Origin of the sequence: Streptomyces sp. NPDC005402 (genome assembly GCF_040606575.1) — a bacterium.
Classification (GTDB): Bacteria; Actinomycetota; Actinomycetes; order Streptomycetales; family Streptomycetaceae; genus Streptomyces.
On record NZ_JBEXFB010000002.1, the window covers coordinates 24887 to 42876 of the forward strand.

Consider the following 17990-nt stretch of genomic DNA (forward strand, 5'->3'; position numbering starts at 1 on the left):
CTCGAGCGCATGTGGACGAGGACGTCATCTAGACGAACGGCGAACACTGGTACCGGTGTTGCGGGCCTTGCAAATGGCCGCGCACGCTTACCGAGCCAGGAGGACCGTCCGCATCGCTGTCCCGGAGCAGATCACCGGTGTCTCCGGTGGCCACGCCTGAGCGCAGGCCTGGAGCCGGGCTTCACCGCGTTCGCACGCACGCCCCCCCCCCACGTCCACCCTCGTGTCGGCGAGCACGACGCGACAGCCTGGCTCCCCGGCTCTCAGTTGACATGACTATTCGTGACACGCGGAGAGCGTCGGCAGGATCACGAGGGACACCGAGCCGGCGTCGTGGTGGATGGTGTGCGTGCACGGCCGCAACTCGCTTCCGGTGCCGGGCAGTTCACCGGCGCCCTCGTTGCGTGCGTACCGCGGGTGGGAGCCACCGGCTATCAGCAGACGGACCCGGTGGCCGGCCTTGACCTGGTGCGCGCACGAGTCCAGCCGCACCCGCACGGTCTGCACCTGGTCGAGGGGCAAGGTGGGGTCCAGCCGGAGGAATCCTTCGGTGAAGTTGCGGGACACGCCCCTGGAGTCGACGTCGCAGAGTCGTACGAAGACGTCGGCATGCGGGTTGCTCCTGGTGTGCGCCAGCTCGACGATCGGTGTTCCCATGATCTCGAGCGGCGCGGTCAGCGGGTCGGTGGTGAAGGTGAGTACATCGGAGCGGCTCTCCAGTTTCGCGTTGTCCTTGCTGCCGCCGTCGAGGGTGAGCAGCGGGCCGCCGAGGGTCGGGGTGGGGTTCGCCGGGTCGTAGACGTACGTGGACAGCGCACCGCCGCCGCTCGGTTCGTCGGCCAGGAGCTTGCCGTCCGGTTGCAGGTAACGCACGGTTTGACCGCCCGCCGGTGGCCATTCGGCCAGGTGTCTCCAGGCGTCCTGCCCGGTGACGTACACCTCGACGGCAGGTTCGGCGGGAGCTTCGTCGGCAAGGCGTGTCTCCAGCCATTCCAGATTGCCGCGGAGCAGGTGCCCCATGCCCTTCAGGGCCAGTTCGTTGTGGGTCCAGGGGCCGACGGTGAGCGAGACATCGACTCCGCGGGTACGCAGCGACTGGTACTGGTGCAAGGTCTGGTTGAGGAAGAGGTCCTGCCAGCCTGCGGTGAGCCGCACCGGAACGTTCGCCCGCTGAAGAGCGTCATCGAGCCTGAGCTGATCCCATACCGGGTCGTTGGAGTCGGGGGTCGTCAGCCATTCCGTAAGCCACGGCGCGCGGTGCTCGGTCGCCGTGTCGGCCGCGTCGGCCAACGGGAGGGCGTTGAAGACCGGGGCCAGCCGTCGTTTCATCGTCAGCGCCCGGGCCAAAGCCCGCAGTCCGGTGAATCGCTCCTGGTTGATCAACATCGCGGCCCAGTGCAGGAAGTCGCCCACGTGGAACGCTCCGCCTCCGTGGACCGCCTCGTACATGTTGTGCGGGGCGACGGCGATCATGCATGTGCGCAGTTCAGGGGGCGGATCCATCAGCAGCGCCCACTGGGTCCAGCCCACGTAGGAGCCCCCGGAGGTCGCGAGCCGCCCGTCGAACCAGGGCTGGGTCCGCAGCCAGGCAATGGCGTCCTGGGCGTCGTCGGCCTCGTTCGCCATCGGGTAGAAGTCTCCTGTGGAGCCGAACGTGCCACGGCAGCTCTGGACCACGACGTGATACCCGCGGCCCGCGTAGACCCTCGCCTCAATGTCGCCGGGAAAGCCGCGCTCGTATGGAGTGCGCACGAGGACCGTGCCCTTCGGCCGGTCGGTGACGGGGGCGTAGTGGTCCGTCACCAGAATGGCGCTGTCGCGCATGGGCGTCGGAAGGTTCCGCTCGACCCGGTAGTCGTATTGCGCGCCCGGCAACGCCAGTAGGCGAGCCATGACCCGGTCGGTCACGCGAGCGGCCAGGCTCGGCGGTGCTGAAGCGGTTTGAGGCGGAAGCGCGGTGGTCATTGCCTGATTTCCGGTTCTTTCGGGGGACGGGTGGGTGACGTGACTCGTCGGCACGATAGGCACGGGTGATTCACGGGCGGCCCGCAGCGTGCCGAGAACCCGTCGGCGCGCCGTGCTCGACGATCGCCGGCGCCGTGAGGGCGTCCGCTTCGAATCGGCTGCGCGTTGGCCGTCGGCAGCGGATCCCGGCTTTCCGGTCGCTGCCCTCAGGCCATCGATCCTCACCGTGGCGAAGCCGGCTCAGAGGGCATCGCGGAGCGCGTCGAGGATGTCCAGGGTGCGGGTTTCCGCTGCCCCCTGCACGTCGTTGGTGACGAAGCCGAAACCGACTCCATGGGTCGGGTCGGCGAAGGCGAGTTGGCCGCCGGTGCCATCGTGGCCGAAGGACGACGAGGTCAGGAACGGGCGGTCGGGGCTGTGGACCATGAAGCCCGTTCCCCAGCTGGGCTGGGGGATGCCCTGGAGGCCCAGGATCTGTGGTCCGGAGGACTGGACGCGCACCATGTCGGTCAGCACGCCCTCGGGGAGAGGCTGGGTCGCGCTCGTGGGCAGGATCGCCGAGGACCAGATCTCGGCGAGTGCCCGTGCGGTCGCGACTGCCCCGCCGCCGGGGACTTCGGCGGCCTGGATGGCCGGATCGCTCAGGCCAGTGCCGTTCCCGGCGACAGTGCTGGGGAAAGCATCGCCGAGCGTGAAGGCCCTTCTCACGGGGTCGAACTCCGGTGTGAACGGCAACAAGTCGAGGTTGATCTCGGGGGCCATCGCGAGAACCGCCACCGACGCAAGCTCCTCCTGCGGCACGCCGAACCACGCACGGGCGCCGAGCGGCCCGGTGACCAGTTCTGTGCACGCCTCCCCCACGCTCTGTCCGGTGACGCGGCGGACCACCTCGCCGACCAGCCAGCCGTAGGTGAGGGCGTGGTAGCCGTGACCGGTGCCGGGCTCCCACAGCGGCGCCTGGGCGGCGAGCTTGTCCACGACGGGATGCCAGGCGAGGACGTCGTCCCTCGTGATGTCCTCGGTCGGGTAGGACAGGCCGGCCTGGTGCGAGAGCAGCCACCGTACGGGGATGGTCTCCTTGCCGGCCTGACCGAACTCGGGCCAGTAGGTGCTGGTCGGCAGGTCGAGGTCGATCTTTCCTGCTGCCACGAGCCGGGCGACGAGGAGGGCGAGGAGCCCTTTGCTGCAGGAGAACGTCACGGTGGGGGTGTCCGGGCCCCAGGCGCGGCCGTTGTCGGCGTCAGCCGCTCCGCCCCACAGATCGACCACCTTCTCACCGTCGACCATGACCGTCAGCGCCGCGCCGCCGCGTGAGCTGCGGGTCAGCTCCGCGGTGAAGGCGTCGGCGACCTTGCCGTAACCCGGGGCGACGAGACCGTCGTGATCAGCGTGCATGTTGTCCCTCTCAGGGGTTCTCGGTCAGCACCCCGCAGGCAGGATGCACAGTGGTGAATGGATTTAGCAAGAGCTCAGGATTCGGAACTCACCACTCGTCCGACGACGCCGAGGCCTCCCTCGGGTGTGTAGCGAACAGGGATCGGGTCGGACAGCTCACCCGCGAACAGCCCGTCGCGCTCTTCGACGAAGCCCATGAGGTTCCAGCCCCCGGTCGCGTCCTGCACCAGGCGTGGTGCGTAGAGGTTGTCCACCAGAACGGGCCGCGCCTGTGCCATGTCCCATGGGCCGGTGAGGGACGGGCCGGGCACCACCCAGATCTGATGGGTCAGGGGGCGTTCGGCGTAGTTACTGCAGAACAGCAGGAGTGGCTGGCCGTCGACGACGGCCACCTGCGGGACCTCCAGGTGGCCGAAGCCGGCCGGTCTCGTCAGCGGCGGCCGTACCTGCCAGGTGAGCAGGTCCGGCGACCAGGCATGTCCGATCACTCCACCGCCGTGGGCGGGGCGCTGCTTGGCGTAGGCGGTGATGAGCATGTGCCAGCCGTCGCCGGACGGGTCGGCGAAAACGAAGGGGTCGCGCCACGCCTCACCCGGCCACGCGGAGGGGTCGCACTCCTCGTACCAGGTCGGGTCGGGCTCCACCAGGGCCTTGTCGCCGTGGCGCTGCCAGACGTTCAGGTCGTCCGACACGGCCAGGCCTATGCGCTGCACGTGGCGGTCGGCTGCCTGGGTGAGGCCGGTGTAGAAGAGGTACCACCGCCGGTCCGGGCCGCGGACCACGCTGCCGGTCCAGGTGGCGAGGTCGTCCCAGGCCGGCGCGTCGGCGGGCACGAGGGCATCGGTGCCGAGTTCCCAGCTGTGCAGGTCGGTGGAGACGGCGTGCCCGATCGACGCCCTTCGGTGACGGCGTTCGGGATCGTGCAGGGCGCGGGAGGCGCGGAGGAAGAAGGCGTGGTGCCGGCCTTCGTCGTCCCGCGCGTACCAGCTGTCCCAGACCCAGTGGTCGGTAAGACGCAGCATGCTTCGGACTCCTATGCTCAATCGATTTAGCATCATGGGCTGCTGTACGGCTCCCGCGCAAGGGTCAGTTCGTCGCGCTGTTTCGGACCGGTGATGTTGGTCAGCGCGAGGGGGCGCCGATGGAACCGCGCTCCTGCAGGGGCATCGGCACCCACCGCACTCCCGGACCGGGATCCTCGTCGAGCAGCAGCTGGACGGCGAGCCGCCCCATGTCCTCGTGGGGCAGGGCGGCGGTGGTGAGCCCGGGGCGGAGCCAGGTGGCGATGGGGTCGTCGTCGAAGGAGACGACCGAGATGTCGTCCGGGATGCTCAACCCCACCTCGGCCACGGCCTGGTAGGCGCCGAGGGCCAGCCGGTCGTTCATGCAGATGACCCCCGAGGGCGGGTTGGCCCGCCCCAGCAGCACGGTCATGGCCTCATATCCGTCCGAGGGTTCCCACTCGGCGGTGGACTCGGCACCGACGAGCCGGAGACGGCGATCGGCGAGGGCCCGCCGTATGCCCCGCAGCCGTGGGCCGACGGCCAGGGACTTCCACGGGTCGCGCTCCTTCTCCTCCGTCCGCCCGATCACGGCGATCCGTCGGTGCCCGTGGTCGAGGAGTGCGGTGGCCACGGCGTGTCCCGCCTGCTCGTCGGCCGGCAGTACGGAGGGCACCGGGTCGTCCGAGGTGGCGTTGAGCAGGACCGTGGGCCGGCCCAAAATCTCCTGCGGAACGACGAGCCTACGACTGTACATGGCGGCGTAGACGATGCCGTCGACCTGGCGGTCCAGCATCGCCTCGATCGCCTCCCGCTCGAGATCGGCGTTGCCCTGGGTCTCGGCGATGAGCAGCACATGGCCCTGTTCCCGTGCCGCGTCGAGAGCGCCCCGGATCATGTCACCGGCGAAACGTGTGGTGGCGACCGTGTCCGACACGAAGGCGATCGTGGCGCTCTTGCGGGTACGGAGACTGCGGGCCGCGGCGTTGGGGCGGTAGCCCAGTTCCTCGGCGGCTGCGAGGACGCGTTGCTGCGCGTCCTCGGACAGCCGGGTCCCCGGCCGTTTGTTCAACACCAGCGAGGCCGCGGTCGTGGACAGTCCCGCACGCCGGGCCACGTCGGCCAGTGTCACCCGCCGCTGGGGCATGGGCTCCTCCATCTGTGGCTCGCGCCGTCCGGTGCCTGGGCTCGGGAAGCATAGAACGGGGTCTTGACGAGGGGCCCGGTCGGGCGCATCCTGCTAAAACCTTTGAGCAAGGTACACCGAGATCTCGCCACCGCGGGATACCCGAAGTTCGTGGAGCCGCGAACGGGCCTACTGCACCATCAGGCGGCCTTGCCCCGATCACCTTGACGCCACTCACACGCACCCCGCACACCGCGTTGCCGATTTCGTGCTTGCTAAATCGATAAACTCCCTCAGAGCCGCCGGAGATGAACGTGTCCATTCGCCTGTCCCACCGCAGATTCCAGGCCCCCCGACCGCGCAGCAGCGCGGCGGTCGCCCTGGTCGCCGCCACCGCCCTCGCCCTCACCGCCTGCTCGGGGACCGCGTCCTCGAAGGGCGCTGCCGGGAGCGTGGGAGACGACCTCACCTTCGGTGCTCCGCTGTCGCCGCCGAGCCTGAACCCGGCGGTCGGTGACCCCGCCTACGGCTCCTTCTACCAGTGGGCGTACGACCCGCTGATGGTCATGCGGCCCGACGGCACGTTCGGACCCGGCCTCGCGGTCAAGTGGGGCTACGTCGGGAAGGGCAACCGCGCCTACGAGCTGACCCTGCGCAAGGGCGTCAAGTTCAGCGACGGCACGGCGCTCGACGCCCAGGCGGTGAAGACGTACCTGGACTACGAGAGGGCCCAGAAGACCGGCAGTGTGCCCGGCATGCTGGGCAACGTGGCGTCCGTCAAGGCCACTGGCCCGCTGACCGTGCGGCTGACGCTGCGCGCGTCCGACCCCAACTTGACATTTGCGTTCGCCCAGGCGTTCGGCGTGGGGAACATCGCCAGCCCGAAGGCGGTGGCCAAGCCCGCGTCGCTGGACAACGGCACGGCCGGAGCAGGGCCGTACATGCTGGACGCGAGTCGGACGGTCGCCTCGGACCACTACACCTTCGTCCCCAATCCGAACTACTGGAACAAGGACCGGCAGCACTTCAAGCAGGTGACGATCCGCGTCATCCCCAACTCGTCGTCGATGATCCAGGCGATGCGGGCAGGTCAGGTCCAGGCGGCGATGGGCGACGCCACCACGCTCCAGGCGGCTGCGGGCGCCGGACTCACCGTACTGGCCCCGCCGCAGGCGATGACGGGCCTCAACCTCGCGGACCGGCAGGGCAAGCTGAGCAAGCCGCTGAGTGACGTACGGGTGCGGCAGGCACTGAACTACGCGGTCGACCGCAAGGCCATCGCCAAGGCGCTGTACGGCGACGAGAAGCTGGCACTCAGCCAGTACGCCCTCCCAGGACAGGCCGGGTACGAAGCCTCTCTCGACGCCACCTATCCCTACGACCCGGCGCGGGCCAAGAGCCTCCTCGCCGCGGCCGGATACCCGGACGGGTTCACGCTCTCCGTGCTCGACACCACTCTCGTCGGGCTCGACAAGATGACGCAGGCGGTCGCCGGTCAGCTCTCGAAGGTCGGCGTCAAGCTCCAGATCACCACGAAGCCGAGCGTGAGCGACTACTTCGTCGCGATGACCTCCGGGAAGTATCCGGCCCCCGTCATCGGGTACGGCCTGGCCAACATGGCCACGCTGCACGTCGGCTTCGTCAATCCGAAGGGGCCGTTCAACCCGTTCCACGTGTCCGACCCGCACCTCGACGCGCTGTACAAGCAGTACTTCGCGGCGGACGAGAAGGACAGTGCCGCGCTGCAGAAGCAGATCAACGCCTACCTCACGAGGCAGGCGTGGGCCCTTCCCGTCGTCGGCTCACCGCTGAGCTACTACCTCGCCAAGGGGCTCACCGGTCTGGAGGCCACGACGGCCAACGCCGGGGTTCCCACGTTCGCCGATCTGCGCCCGGAGAACTGATGGGCACGCCCGTGAGCAGAGGTGACCAATGCTGAGGCTCGTCCTGCGCCGACTGGCCTGGGCCGTCCCGCTCGCGCTCGTGGCCTCTGCGGTCTCCTTCGTCCTCGTGGCGCTCCTGCCGGGCGATGCCGCCCGCTCCCTGCTGGGGCAGAACGCCACCGAGGCCCAACTGGACACCGCACGCCACGAACTCGGCCTGGACCAACCCCTGTGGGTCCAGTACTGGCGGTGGCTGTCCAAGGCGCTGCACGGTGACTTCGGCACCTCGCTGATCAACCGGCAGCCGGTGACCGCCCAACTCGACGACCGGCTCTGGCCGTCGCTGTCGCTGATCATCGGCGCCACCCTCCTCGCCGCCGTCGTCGGAATCCTGCTCGGAGTCCGCGGCGCGCAGCGAGGCGTACTGGGCCAGGCGGTCAAGTCGGGATCCGTCATCGGCCTCGCCATACCCGACTTCTGGCTGGGGCTCGTCCTCGTCGTCCTCTTCGCCGTGCAGCTGCCCCTCTTCCCGCCCACGGGCTACGTACCACTGCCCGAGGACCCGGCCGCCTGGTTCGACTCCCTGGTCCTGCCCGTCGTCACCCTGGCGGTGCCGGCCACCGCCGTGATCGCCAAGCAGAGCCGCGACGCCGTGGCGACCGCGCTCGACCAGCCCTTCGTCCGCACCCTGCGGGCGGCCGGGGTGCCGGAACGGTCCGTGGTCTACCGGCACGCCCTGAAGAACGCTGCGGTCCCGGTCCTCACCGTGATCGGCACGGTGTTCGTCGGCGCCCTCGGCGGGGCCGTGGCCGTGGAGTTCATCTTCGCCATCCCCGGGCTGGGAAGCACCGCCGTCCAGGCAACCGCCTCCCACGACCTGCCACTGATCGAAGGAGTCGTCGTGTACTTCACGATGATCGTCATCGCGGTGAACCTCCTCGTCGATGTGGCATACCACGTCGTCAACCCGAGGGTGCGCACGGCATGACGACGACGAAGTCCATGAACAGAGAGGTCTCGCAGGCCTCCTCGCAGCCGGCGAAGCCGTCCCCGGGACCGCATCGGCTGCGCCGCCTCCTCGGTCGGCACCCGCTGGGCGCTGTGGCCACGGCCTACCTGGCTCTGCTGGTACTGGCCGGCCTGTTCGCCCCCGCCATCGCCCCCTACTCACCCAATGAGCAGGACCTGAGCACCGTGCTCAGCGGCCCATCGGGCGCGCACTGGCTGGGCGCCGACACGGTCGGTCGCGACGTACTCAGCCGCCTGCTGTACGGAATCAACCCGGCGCTCGTGAACACGTTGACCGCGCTGGCGGTGTTCCTCCTGCTGGGTGTGCCGCTCGGCATCCTCGCCGGCTACCGGGGTGGCTGGCTCGACACCGCGATCAGCCGGACGGCCGAACTGGTTCTCGGCGTCCCCGCGATCATCATCGTCCTGGTGGTGCTCGGTGTCTTCTCCTCCAGCTCCACCGCGGCCATGATCACCCTGGGCCTGCTCGGCGCACCGGGACTCGTCCGGCTGGTGCGGGGCGCCACGCTCGTGGTCCGCGAGGAACTGTTCGTCACCGCCGCCCGGGTCTCCGGTGTAAGCCCTTGGCGGATCATGAGCGGCCATGTGCTGCGCCGGGTACTCGGCCCGATCCTGGCCCAGGCGTCGGTGTTCGCGGGCATCGGCCTCGGCTTCCAGGCCGCGCTCGCCTTCCTCGGCGTCATGTCCGCGGGCGACCGGCCGAGCTGGGGCGAGATGATCAGCCAGGCCTCCACCGTCGTCACCTCGGACGGGTGGCTGCTCGTTCCCCCCGGTGTGACGATCGCCCTCACCGTGCTGGCGTTCGGTGTGCTCGGCGATGCCATCGGCGAGCAGACGGCGTTCGATCGCAGGACAGCCGCACCGCGCGGGCGGCGTTCGTCCCGCGGCCGCGGGACGAACGCGGCACAGCGGCCGATGGTGGTGACACCGTCGGCCGATCCGGAGGACGGCCTGCTCCGCGTGCGGGGCCTCACCGTGACGGCGAGCACCTCCGGCGAGAACACCACCCTGGTCAGCGACGTGACGTTCAGCATCGGCGCCGGAGAGACCGTCGCCGTCGTCGGAGAATCCGGCTGCGGCAAGAGCATGACCGCCCTCGCGCTGCTGGGGCTGCTGCCGGACGGTGTCGACGTCACCGGCGGCGGGGTCTTCTACCGCGGTACGGACCTCGTGGCCGGCGGCCCCAGGGCCTACCGTGCCGTCCGCGGTTCCGGCATCGCGTACGTCGCCCAGGACGCACTCGGCAGCCTCGACCCCACGCACACGGTCGGCAGCCACCTCAAGGAGGTCGTCCGCCGTCACGAACGGCTCTCCGGACCCGCGACGCGCGCACGAGCCGCCGAACTGCTCCACCAGGTCAAGCTGCACAACGTCGACCGGGTGCTCGCCTCGTACCCGCACGAGATCTCCGGCGGCATGGCCCAGCGCGTCAACATCGCCCTCGCGCTCGCCGGCCGGCCCAAACTCGTGATCGCCGACGAACCCACGACCGCGCTGGACGTCACCGTGCAGGCGGAGATCCTCGCTCTGCTGCGCGAGCTGCAGCAGAGCACCGGAATGGCGATCCTGCTGATCACCCATGACTGGGGCGTCGTCGCGGACGTCGCCGACCGGGCCGTCGTCATGTACGCCGGGGAAGTGGTCGAACAGGCCCCCGCCCAGCGTCTGTTCCACGCGCCCCGCTTCCCCTACACCGCGGCGCTGCTGGCCGCCGATCCGAGCACCGCGCAGGAGGGGGCACGTCTGCCCACGCTGCCCGGCCGGGTGCCGCCCCCCGGGGACTGGCCCACCGGATGCCGCTTCGCCGGCCGGTGCGTCCACGCGCGCGAGGACTGCACCAGTGGGCCTATCCCCCTACTGCCGATCGGCCAGGACGCGGCCGCGCGCTGCATCCGCAGCGAGGATCTCGTCCGCGAAGGAGTACTACCGCTATGACCGAGGAGCAGTCTCCCGCCCTGGACGTCCGCAACGTCAGCGTGGGATTCAGACGCCGACGCCGAGAACCCCTGTTCCAGGCACTCGACGACGTCAGCCTGACGATCCCGCGCGGTACGACCATGGGGCTCGTCGGAGAGTCCGGATCGGGCAAGTCCACGCTCGCCAAAGCGGTGCTGGGCCTCGCGCCCACCCAGTCCGGCAGCGTGCGTCTGCTCGGCCAGGACACGACCCACCTGAAGCCCGCGGAAAGAAGGAAGCTCGGCAGCTCCCTGCAAGCCGTCTTCCAGGACCCGAACAGCTCCCTCAACCCCTCCTGCACCGTGGGCCGCAGCCTGGCGGAGCCCATGCTGGCCCAGGGCATCCGGTCCCGGGAGACCATCGCGCGCCGCACGGCGAAAATGCTCGAGGACGTGGGACTGGACCCGGCCGCCGCCGCGAAGTACCCGCGCGACTTCTCGGGAGGACAACGCCAGCGCATCTCCATCGCCCGTGCCCTGATGACCGAGCCCCAACTGGTGATCTGCGACGAGTCGGTCAGCGCGCTGGACCTCTCGGTCAAGGCCCAGATCCTCAATCTCCTGGCGGACCTCCAGGACGAGCACGGGGTCGGCTACCTGTTCATCTCGCACGACATGTCCGTCGTACGGCACATCTGCCACGACGTCACCGTCCTGTACCGAGGGCAGGTGATGGAGGCCGGACCGACCCGGCTGGTCACGCAGGACCCCGCACACCCGTACACCCGCGCACTCCTGCTGGCCGCCCCGGTCGCCGACCCCGCCGTCCAACGCAAGCGCCGCGCGATCGCCGCGGCCGGTGAACTCGCGAACGGCGACCCGCAGCCGGGGAGCGGATGTCCCTTCGCCGCCCGATGCCCAGTCGCTCAGGAACGCTGCCGACAGACCCGACCGGAGGCCCGGACGATGGCCGACGGCCGGACGGTCGCCTGCCATCGCTACCCCGAGTGGCAGAGCGAGATCACCACCGACATCGCACGATGACCCCCCGCCGGGCGCAAGACACTTCACCTTTCCGCCCGCACCAGTGGAAGGAGGTCTTCGTGTCTGCGCTGATCACTCAATGGAGAGTCGAGGATGACGAGAACCTTTTTGAGCGCACCATCCATCAGTCGCGGTGTAGCCGCCCTGGCTGCGGTCACCGGCCTCATCGCGGTCGCCGGTGTCGCCGTTCCAGCCAGTGCGGACACTGCTCCGCTGGAGTACGTCGCGATGGGTGATTCGTACAGTGCCGGAGCAGGAGATCTGCCGCTGGACCTGACCGCACCGCCGACGTGCGTCCGCTCCACCGCGAACTACGCCAACGACATCACGCGCGCGACCGGCGCCAGCCTGACCGATGTCACCTGCAGTGGTGCGACCACCGCGAACTTCACGACGTCGCAAGGAATCGGGATCGCGCCCCAGCTCGACGCCGCGACCTCGGCAGCACAGCTGGTGACGATGACGATCGGCGGCAATGACAGCAACGTCTTCGCGAACGTGATGGACGGTTGCGCCGCCGCTTCAGCCACCACCCTCGGACAAGGCAACCCCTGCGAGCAGCAGTACGGTTCCAGCTTCGCCGACACGATCAACAGCACCACCTATCCGGCGATCGTCCAGGCGCTCAAGGCCGTGAAGGCCAAAGCACCGCACGCCCGCGTCGCCATCCTCGGCTACCCCTGGATCGCCCCTGCGGTCGGCGGTTGCTACCCCACGCTTCCGATCGCGGTCGGCGACATCCCCTACGTCCACGGGATCCAGGCCACCCTGAACGACGCCGTCCGTCGGGCGGCTGGTGCCGCAGGAGCCATCTACGTGGACATGAGCGACCCGTCCAACGGACACGACGCCTGCGAAGCACCCGGCGTCCGCTGGGTCGAACCGGTCGTGACGACCAACTCCCTCTCCGTCGGACACCCGAACGCACTCGGCGAATCCGAGATGGCCGCCCAGGTCCGCAGCGTCCTGCACCTGCCGTAAGCCGGTGGTGCGGGCGAGCTGCCAAGGGCGTTCGCCTGCACTGCCTTCCAACCGCCCAAGCCGGCGACGACGACACGCGCGGAGATCCTCTCGGCTGCACTGCTTTCCTGCCCGTGACCTTCCTCGCGCACCCCGAACAGGAGTCTCCATGCCCATCGATCCCGCACTCGTGTCGTTCCTGCCCTTCCCCTCGTTGCCCGAGGACATCGACTTCCCCGCCTGGCGCGCCCAAGAAGAAGCGAATGGAGAAGCGCTCGTCAGCCAGATCGCCGAGCCCGGTCCCGACGTCGCTGAACACCGCGTCGAGACCATCCCCGTCGAAGACGGCACCATCGAACTGGCGATCTTCCGCCCCGCCTCGGACGGAGTACTCCCGCTGCACATGTACGTGCACGGCGGCGGATGGGTCGCCGGATCGGGCCTCAGCCTCAGTACCGCGATCATCGGGCGCGAACGCGCCGTGGGCGCGCGGTGCGTCGTGATCACCGTGAACTACCGCAAGGCACCCGAGCATCAGTTCCCCGTCCCGCTCCAGGACTGCCAGGCAGCGTTGGAATGGGCGGTCCAGCATGCCGAGCAACTCGGTATCGACAGGAACACGATCACCCTCGGCGGAGGATCCGCCGGCGCCAACCTCGCCGCCGCTCTCACTCTGAAGCTGCGCGACGAACACGGTCCCGCCATCGCACTGCAACTCCTCGAAGTGCCCGCACTCGACCTCACCGGCAGCCTCCCCTCGCACTCCGACCCGGAGCTAGGCACGAAGTACGCACTGCACCGACAGGACGTGGACCGCCTCATCCCCCTCTACCTCGGCGAAGACGGCGACCCCACGCACCCCTACGCGTCGCCCCTGCTCGCCGACAGCCTCGCCGGCCTGCCACCGGCGTACATCATGTCCGCGGAGTTCGACCTGCTCCGCGACGACGGCCAGGCGTACGCCGACAAGCTCAACGAAGCAGGAGTGCCCGCCCAGTTCTCCCTCCAGCACGGTCACATCCACCCCTCGCCCGCGTTCACGAAGGTCTTGCCCGCCGCACGAGCGTGGCGCGAGGAGGCACTCGAGGTCCTCCGTGCGGCGCACGCCGGCACCCTCCGCCTTCCGCTGCACTCCGAAGCCGCTGGCGAAACCCGCTGACAGCTCACGGTGTACGACCGGGCAGCGGGGGCGATCGGCCTGCAAGTCACCCCCCGCTGCCCAGTCGTGGAGCCCGGGTCGGGCTCGTGGCCATCCCTGCGCGTATGACTCGTTGCCCCTGCCCCCTTGATGATCCGGGGGCGCTGTCACCGGTCCTGGCGGGAGCGGAGGCGAGGAGATCACGTCTCCCGCATTCGTTGTGCGCGAAGGAACGGAGGCGGCGGCCACTGCGGGATACCGGCACTGGTGGACCGGCTCGCCTTCGGCGCCAACAGCGACTGCGCATACCTGCGCTGACCGCTCGGCAGTGGCGAGGCCGTCAGTCGGCCCGCCAGACTGCTTCAGCAACAGTGGCGCACAGCGCTCACTGCAGGTCCTGCCCGGCTGGCAATGCGGGAAGTCACGATGTTCCCTCCCTGTGACTTGGGCGCTTTGCTGGAAGGTCGGAACAGACTTCAGTTCTTGGGGCCGAACATGTAGGCGTTGGCGACGTCGATGAGGGCTGCGCCCTGGTAGGTGGGGTAGCGCTCGGTGATGGCCTTCTTGTAGGCGTCGCCGTCGTCGCCCAGCAGTTCCCGGCCGGCGTTGACGTAGTCGGTGAGTTCGGCCCAGACGGCGGGGGTGGTCGGCTCGCCGTGGCCGGGCAGGATGGTGTCGTACTCGGTCTCGGCCGCGAAGCGGTCGATATTGGCCTGCCAGCCGTCGAAGTCCTTGTCCAGGAACCAGAGGTGGGTGTGGTTGTAGACGACGTCCTGAGCAACCAGGACACCCTGCTCGGGCAGCTTGATCACGAGGGTGGTGTGGATCTCGCCGCCGGTGACCTTCTCGAACACGAACGGGATGCCGTCGATGACCTCGGTGCCCGGGGTGATCTCCACGGTCGGAGTCATGTCGGCGAGCGGGATCTCGGCGCTGGTGGGCAGGTCCGTCTTGGCACCCATGGCGACGATCTCCGCAGTGGTCTCGGGCAGCGCGTGCACGGGGACGCCGAAGCGGGCCGCGCCCTGGTAGTGGTCCGGATGCGCGTGGCTGATGACGAGGCGGTCGAGCGGCTTGCCCAGGCTCTTGGCGTAGGCGACGACCTCGTCGGCGTAGGCCAGGACGAACTGCGCGTCGACGGCGATGATCCGCGACGGCGTCTCGATCAGCTGGGTGGTGACGCCCAGGCCGTCCTCGGGCGAGACGTAGCTGTGGATGCGGACCTGGCCCTTGTCGATGACCGTGAGGGTGCCGTGCATGACTGTGCTCCTGTCGGAATGCGGATGAGCGGTGATGAGGGGACGCGGGGAGGGGCGGATCGCTGATGGCCAGCTAACGACCCACCATCGGCCGCAACGGACACGGCCGGCTTTCCGTCCTCATGGGCCCGCACCCCTGGAACAACTCCATACTGGGACGGAACCGGAGGTCCCGCGAGGTACGCTGCGGTCTCGTGATGGTCCACAGGCGACAAGCGCGGCAGAAGCCCGGTCGGCGGGAGACGGGCCTGCCGAAGGTGGCTTTCCAGCCTCCGGCCGGTAGCCCGGCGGGCATGGAGGTCATGACCCTGGCCGACTTCCGCGACCGCACCCGTGACTGGCCCTGGCACATCGCCACCCCGCACCGGCAGGACTTCCACGCCCTGATGCTGGTCACCGCCGGTACCCTGCGCCACCGCGTCGACTTCACCGGGTACGTAGTGGCACCCGGTTCCTGGCTGTGGATCAGGCCGGGCCAGGTGCACCAGTGGCAGAACCCTGACCAGGCCGAGGCCATCCTGATCTTCTTCCAGGAGGACTTCGTCGCGCCCGAGACCGCGGAACTGGCCGGACTGGGCACCGGCACTGCCCCGATGCCCTTGTACAGCCCCGATACTTCGGAGCCCCCCGTGCTGGCAGCCGCGGCCGAGCAACTGGCCGCCGAGTTCTCCCAGGCGGACCGCCATCCGCTGCCCGTGCACACCGCCCTGCTGCACCGCCTGCTCGACGTCGTACTCCTGCGTCTGCCCCACCTGCGGCAGCACGGCCAGACCGCGGAACCCGCCCCCGAGCCCTTCCTGCGCTTCCGCGACGCTGTCGAACGAGGCTTCTCCCGCACCCACCGCATCGACGACTACGCCCGCGAACTCGGCTACTCCACCCGGACCCTCACCCGCGCCACCCAGACCGCGGCGGGCCTCAGCGCCAAGGACTACCTCGACCAGCGCCTCGTCCTGGAGGCCAAGCGACTCCTTGCCCACGGCACCGAACCCGCCTCCACCATCGCAGCCCACCTCGGTTTCACCAGCGCCACCCACTTCGGCAAGTTCTTCCAACGCCACACCGGCCAGACCCCCCTGGCCTTCCGCGCCTCCCAACGTGCGTCGCTGCCTGCGTAGCCGCCCATGCCGCCTGACTTCGTGAACGAGTTCGGCGAGGGCTGCTTCGGGCGCCGGCCCGTTGGAGTCCCGATCAACGGATTCCATCCCTTGGGCCCAAAGCCTGAGTGGGCCGATCGCGCCGGCTCGAAAGGGGGCATCGAACCCGGTCGCAGCAGTTCGACCTTCCAAGGCGGGCACTTCCGGCTCAGCCTCCGAACACCTCCGGCGGCACTCCGAGCTCCTTGGGTCCGACGAGCCCGAACGAAGGGCCTCGGGTGAGCCAGAGCAGCATGGGCAGGGCACGGTCGGGGTGTCGGCGGCTCATTTCGCGGGCGATGTCGGCGACGGGTACCCGTGGCTTGCCCACCTCCTGGTAGTCCTCCAGCCAGGCACGGGTGTCGTCGAACACCTCTTGTCCGCCCACCGGGCCATGGCCCGGGACCACGATCCGGTGTTCTCCCAGCGCCTGGACCTGATGCAGGGCGGTGAGCCAGGACGCGGGGTTGTTGGTGTCCGCCATGTAGCAGTGCGAGTGGTGGTTGAGCAGGTCCCCGGCGATCACGGCTTGCGCGTCGGGCACGTGGAAGGCGGTCGCGTGGACCGTCTCGGCCACCGGGAGGTCCACGAAGACCACTGTGTGCCCCTCCAGGGAATAGCTGTCCCCGGTCAGTGGCTCGGGCACCGGCATCTCGTCCGGGATCTGGTCGCCGTAGGCTTCCTGCCAGTGCAGGCGCTTGGCCGGCCACTCCAGGATCCCGTCGATGACGCCCTGCCGGGCCAGGATCTGTGCGTCGGGGAAGGCGGAGGCGATCTCACCCATGCCGCCGTAGTGGTCCGGGTGCGCGTGCGTGATGAAGGCCGCCTTGAGCTTTTTACCGCTGTCACGGACTCGGTCGGCGAGTTCGCGCGCCTCGTCGATGACGAACTGCACGTCGATCAGGCTCGCGTCGTGCTCACCGCTGATGAGGACGCAGTTCGGCGACAGAGCCGCTTCGGAACCCGCGAACACATCGAAACGAAGCCCGTTCCGCTGCTCCGAGAAGATATTGGTGATCATGGGTCACTCCTCTCTGACCGACCCTTTTCGGGCCACTCGATGCGTGGCATCCTCTGAGCCGTGCGGTAACGCTAAGGAAACCTGGGAATCCATGACATGACTGGGAGCGCGCCGTTTCTGGCACCACAGCGCAGCCATGACGCCGAAAGGCGTTTCACCACGCTCGGCCTGGACCATGACCCGTGGGACTACTGGAGCGAGGTGACCCGTACGGCGTTCGTCGCCATGCGTGCGGCCGCTCTGCCCGACACGGTCCCCGTCCCAGGCAGGCACGGCTTCGCCGCGTCCGCTGTCGCGCAGGTGACGGGCGGGCTGCTGGTCAGCACCATGCGGGCGGATCCGCATGAGGCCGCCCGTACGCCTGACCTGGTCAGGAGGGCGGCAGGAGAGGACTTCTTCCTGACACTGCTCACCGAGGGATCGGCCAGGCTCCGGCAAGGCGACCACGCCGCCGAGATGGGTCCCGGCGACTTCGCTCTCGTCGACAGCGCCCACCCCTACGTGTTCCGCTTCGATCGCCCGTTCCGCTCGGTGGTCCTTCAGATACCCCGCGCGATGCTCACCTCCCGCTCCGCCGTCGCCGAGCACGTCACCGCCGTACCGTTCCGGGCCGCGCGTGGCACGGGCGCCTTCGTCAGTCCCGTCCTGCGGGCCCTGGCCGAACAAGGTCATGACCTTGGCGAGGCGACCGCCGCGTCCTTCATGAGGAACCTTCTCGATCTCCTGGCCACCGCGTGCGACGCTCTCGACTCGGACGCCTCCGGGAAAGCGAGTGCGGCAGTTCACCGACGTGATCTTCGCCGGGCCAAAGCCCACCTCGCCGACCGGCTCCACGACCCCGGCCTGACCCTGCTGGCCGCCAGCCACGACCTGGGCTTTTCACTGCGTTATCTGCATGAACTGTTCCGCGAGGCCGACACCACACCACGCGCATGGCTCTACGCCCTCAGGCTCGACCGCGCCCGCGCGATGCTGTCGGGTGCCGGATACGACGCTCAGAGCATCAGCGGCATCGCGCTGCGCGTCGGGTTCAAGGATGCTTCCCACTTCTCTCGGGCGTTCAAGTCCCGCTTCGGGACCAGCCCCGCCACCTACCGCAGGACGCATCACACGTCGAAGGGCAATCCCGTCCGCTGAC

Annotated in this window: 14 protein-coding genes; 8 read left to right on the forward strand and 6 right to left on the reverse strand. The window is 69.1% G+C overall.

Features of this window, described 5'->3' with window-relative positions; translation table 11 throughout:
- Positions 1–276: 276 nt before the first annotated feature.
- From ABZT02_RS03355 to ABZT02_RS03370, 4 genes are all read right to left on the reverse strand, one after another.
- Entirely contained in the window at positions 277–1893 is a 1617-nt protein-coding gene (locus ABZT02_RS03355) for a CocE/NonD family hydrolase (RefSeq protein WP_356013754.1), read from the reverse strand.
- A gap of 312 nt (positions 1894–2205) precedes the next feature.
- On the reverse strand, positions 2206–3360 hold the full coding sequence (locus tag ABZT02_RS03360; RefSeq protein WP_356013756.1) for a serine hydrolase domain-containing protein: 1155 nt from the start codon (positions 3358–3360) through the stop codon (positions 2206–2208).
- A gap of 74 nt (positions 3361–3434) precedes the next feature.
- Positions 3435–4382, reverse strand: a complete 948-nt coding sequence (locus ABZT02_RS03365; protein WP_356013758.1) for a family 43 glycosylhydrolase — start codon at positions 4380–4382, stop codon at positions 3435–3437.
- 100 nt (positions 4383–4482) lie between these two features.
- The gene (locus ABZT02_RS03370) at positions 4483–5508 is read right to left on the reverse strand and encodes a LacI family DNA-binding transcriptional regulator (RefSeq protein WP_356013761.1); all 1026 of its coding nucleotides are present in this window, start codon (positions 5506–5508) and stop codon (positions 4483–4485) included.
- 293 nt (positions 5509–5801) lie between these two features.
- Here ABZT02_RS03370 and ABZT02_RS03375 point away from each other — a divergent pair, with 293 nt between their 5' ends.
- From ABZT02_RS03375 to ABZT02_RS03400, 6 genes are all read left to right on the forward strand, one after another.
- The gene (locus ABZT02_RS03375) at positions 5802–7391 is read left to right on the forward strand and encodes an ABC transporter substrate-binding protein (protein WP_356013763.1); all 1590 of its coding nucleotides are present in this window, start codon (positions 5802–5804) and stop codon (positions 7389–7391) included.
- A 28-nt stretch (positions 7392–7419) separates the two neighbouring features.
- Entirely contained in the window at positions 7420–8358 is a 939-nt protein-coding gene (locus ABZT02_RS03380) for an ABC transporter permease (RefSeq protein ID WP_356013765.1), read from the forward strand.
- Positions 8355–10334: a dipeptide/oligopeptide/nickel ABC transporter permease/ATP-binding protein gene (locus tag ABZT02_RS03385; protein WP_356013767.1), complete on the forward strand. Its 1980-nt coding sequence runs from the start codon at positions 8355–8357 to the stop codon at positions 10332–10334. Before ABZT02_RS03380 ends, ABZT02_RS03385 begins: the two co-directional genes overlap by 4 nt.
- Entirely contained in the window at positions 10331–11338 is a 1008-nt protein-coding gene (locus ABZT02_RS03390; protein ID WP_356013768.1) for an oligopeptide/dipeptide ABC transporter ATP-binding protein, read from the forward strand. Before ABZT02_RS03385 ends, ABZT02_RS03390 begins: the two co-directional genes overlap by 4 nt.
- Positions 11339–11566: 228 nt before the next feature.
- On the forward strand, positions 11567–12319 hold the full coding sequence (locus ABZT02_RS03395; RefSeq protein ID WP_356013770.1) for an SGNH/GDSL hydrolase family protein: 753 nt from the start codon (positions 11567–11569) through the stop codon (positions 12317–12319).
- A 148-nt stretch (positions 12320–12467) separates the two neighbouring features.
- Positions 12468–13457 (forward strand): alpha/beta hydrolase, encoded by a 990-nt coding sequence (locus ABZT02_RS03400; RefSeq protein WP_356013771.1) that lies wholly within the window; start codon positions 12468–12470, stop codon positions 13455–13457.
- A 455-nt stretch (positions 13458–13912) separates the two neighbouring features.
- Here the strand turns inward: ABZT02_RS03400 and ABZT02_RS03405 are convergent, their stop codons facing one another.
- Complete coding sequence (locus ABZT02_RS03405) at positions 13913–14695, reverse strand: MBL fold metallo-hydrolase (protein WP_356013773.1); 783 nt, start codon at positions 14693–14695, stop codon at positions 13913–13915.
- A 293-nt stretch (positions 14696–14988) separates the two neighbouring features.
- Between ABZT02_RS03405 and ABZT02_RS03410 the strand changes: the two genes are divergently transcribed.
- On the forward strand, positions 14989–15813 hold the full coding sequence (locus ABZT02_RS03410) for an AraC family transcriptional regulator (RefSeq protein ID WP_356013775.1): 825 nt from the start codon (positions 14989–14991) through the stop codon (positions 15811–15813).
- 187 nt (positions 15814–16000) lie between these two features.
- Here ABZT02_RS03410 and ABZT02_RS03415 read toward each other — a convergent pair whose 3' ends face one another.
- Complete coding sequence (locus ABZT02_RS03415; RefSeq protein WP_356013777.1) at positions 16001–16852, reverse strand: MBL fold metallo-hydrolase; 852 nt, start codon at positions 16850–16852, stop codon at positions 16001–16003.
- A gap of 96 nt (positions 16853–16948) precedes the next feature.
- Here ABZT02_RS03415 and ABZT02_RS03420 point away from each other — a divergent pair, with 96 nt between their 5' ends.
- The gene (locus ABZT02_RS03420; RefSeq protein ID WP_356013779.1) at positions 16949–17989 is read left to right on the forward strand and encodes a helix-turn-helix domain-containing protein; all 1041 of its coding nucleotides are present in this window, start codon (positions 16949–16951) and stop codon (positions 17987–17989) included.
- Position 17990: the final 1 nt, after the last annotated feature.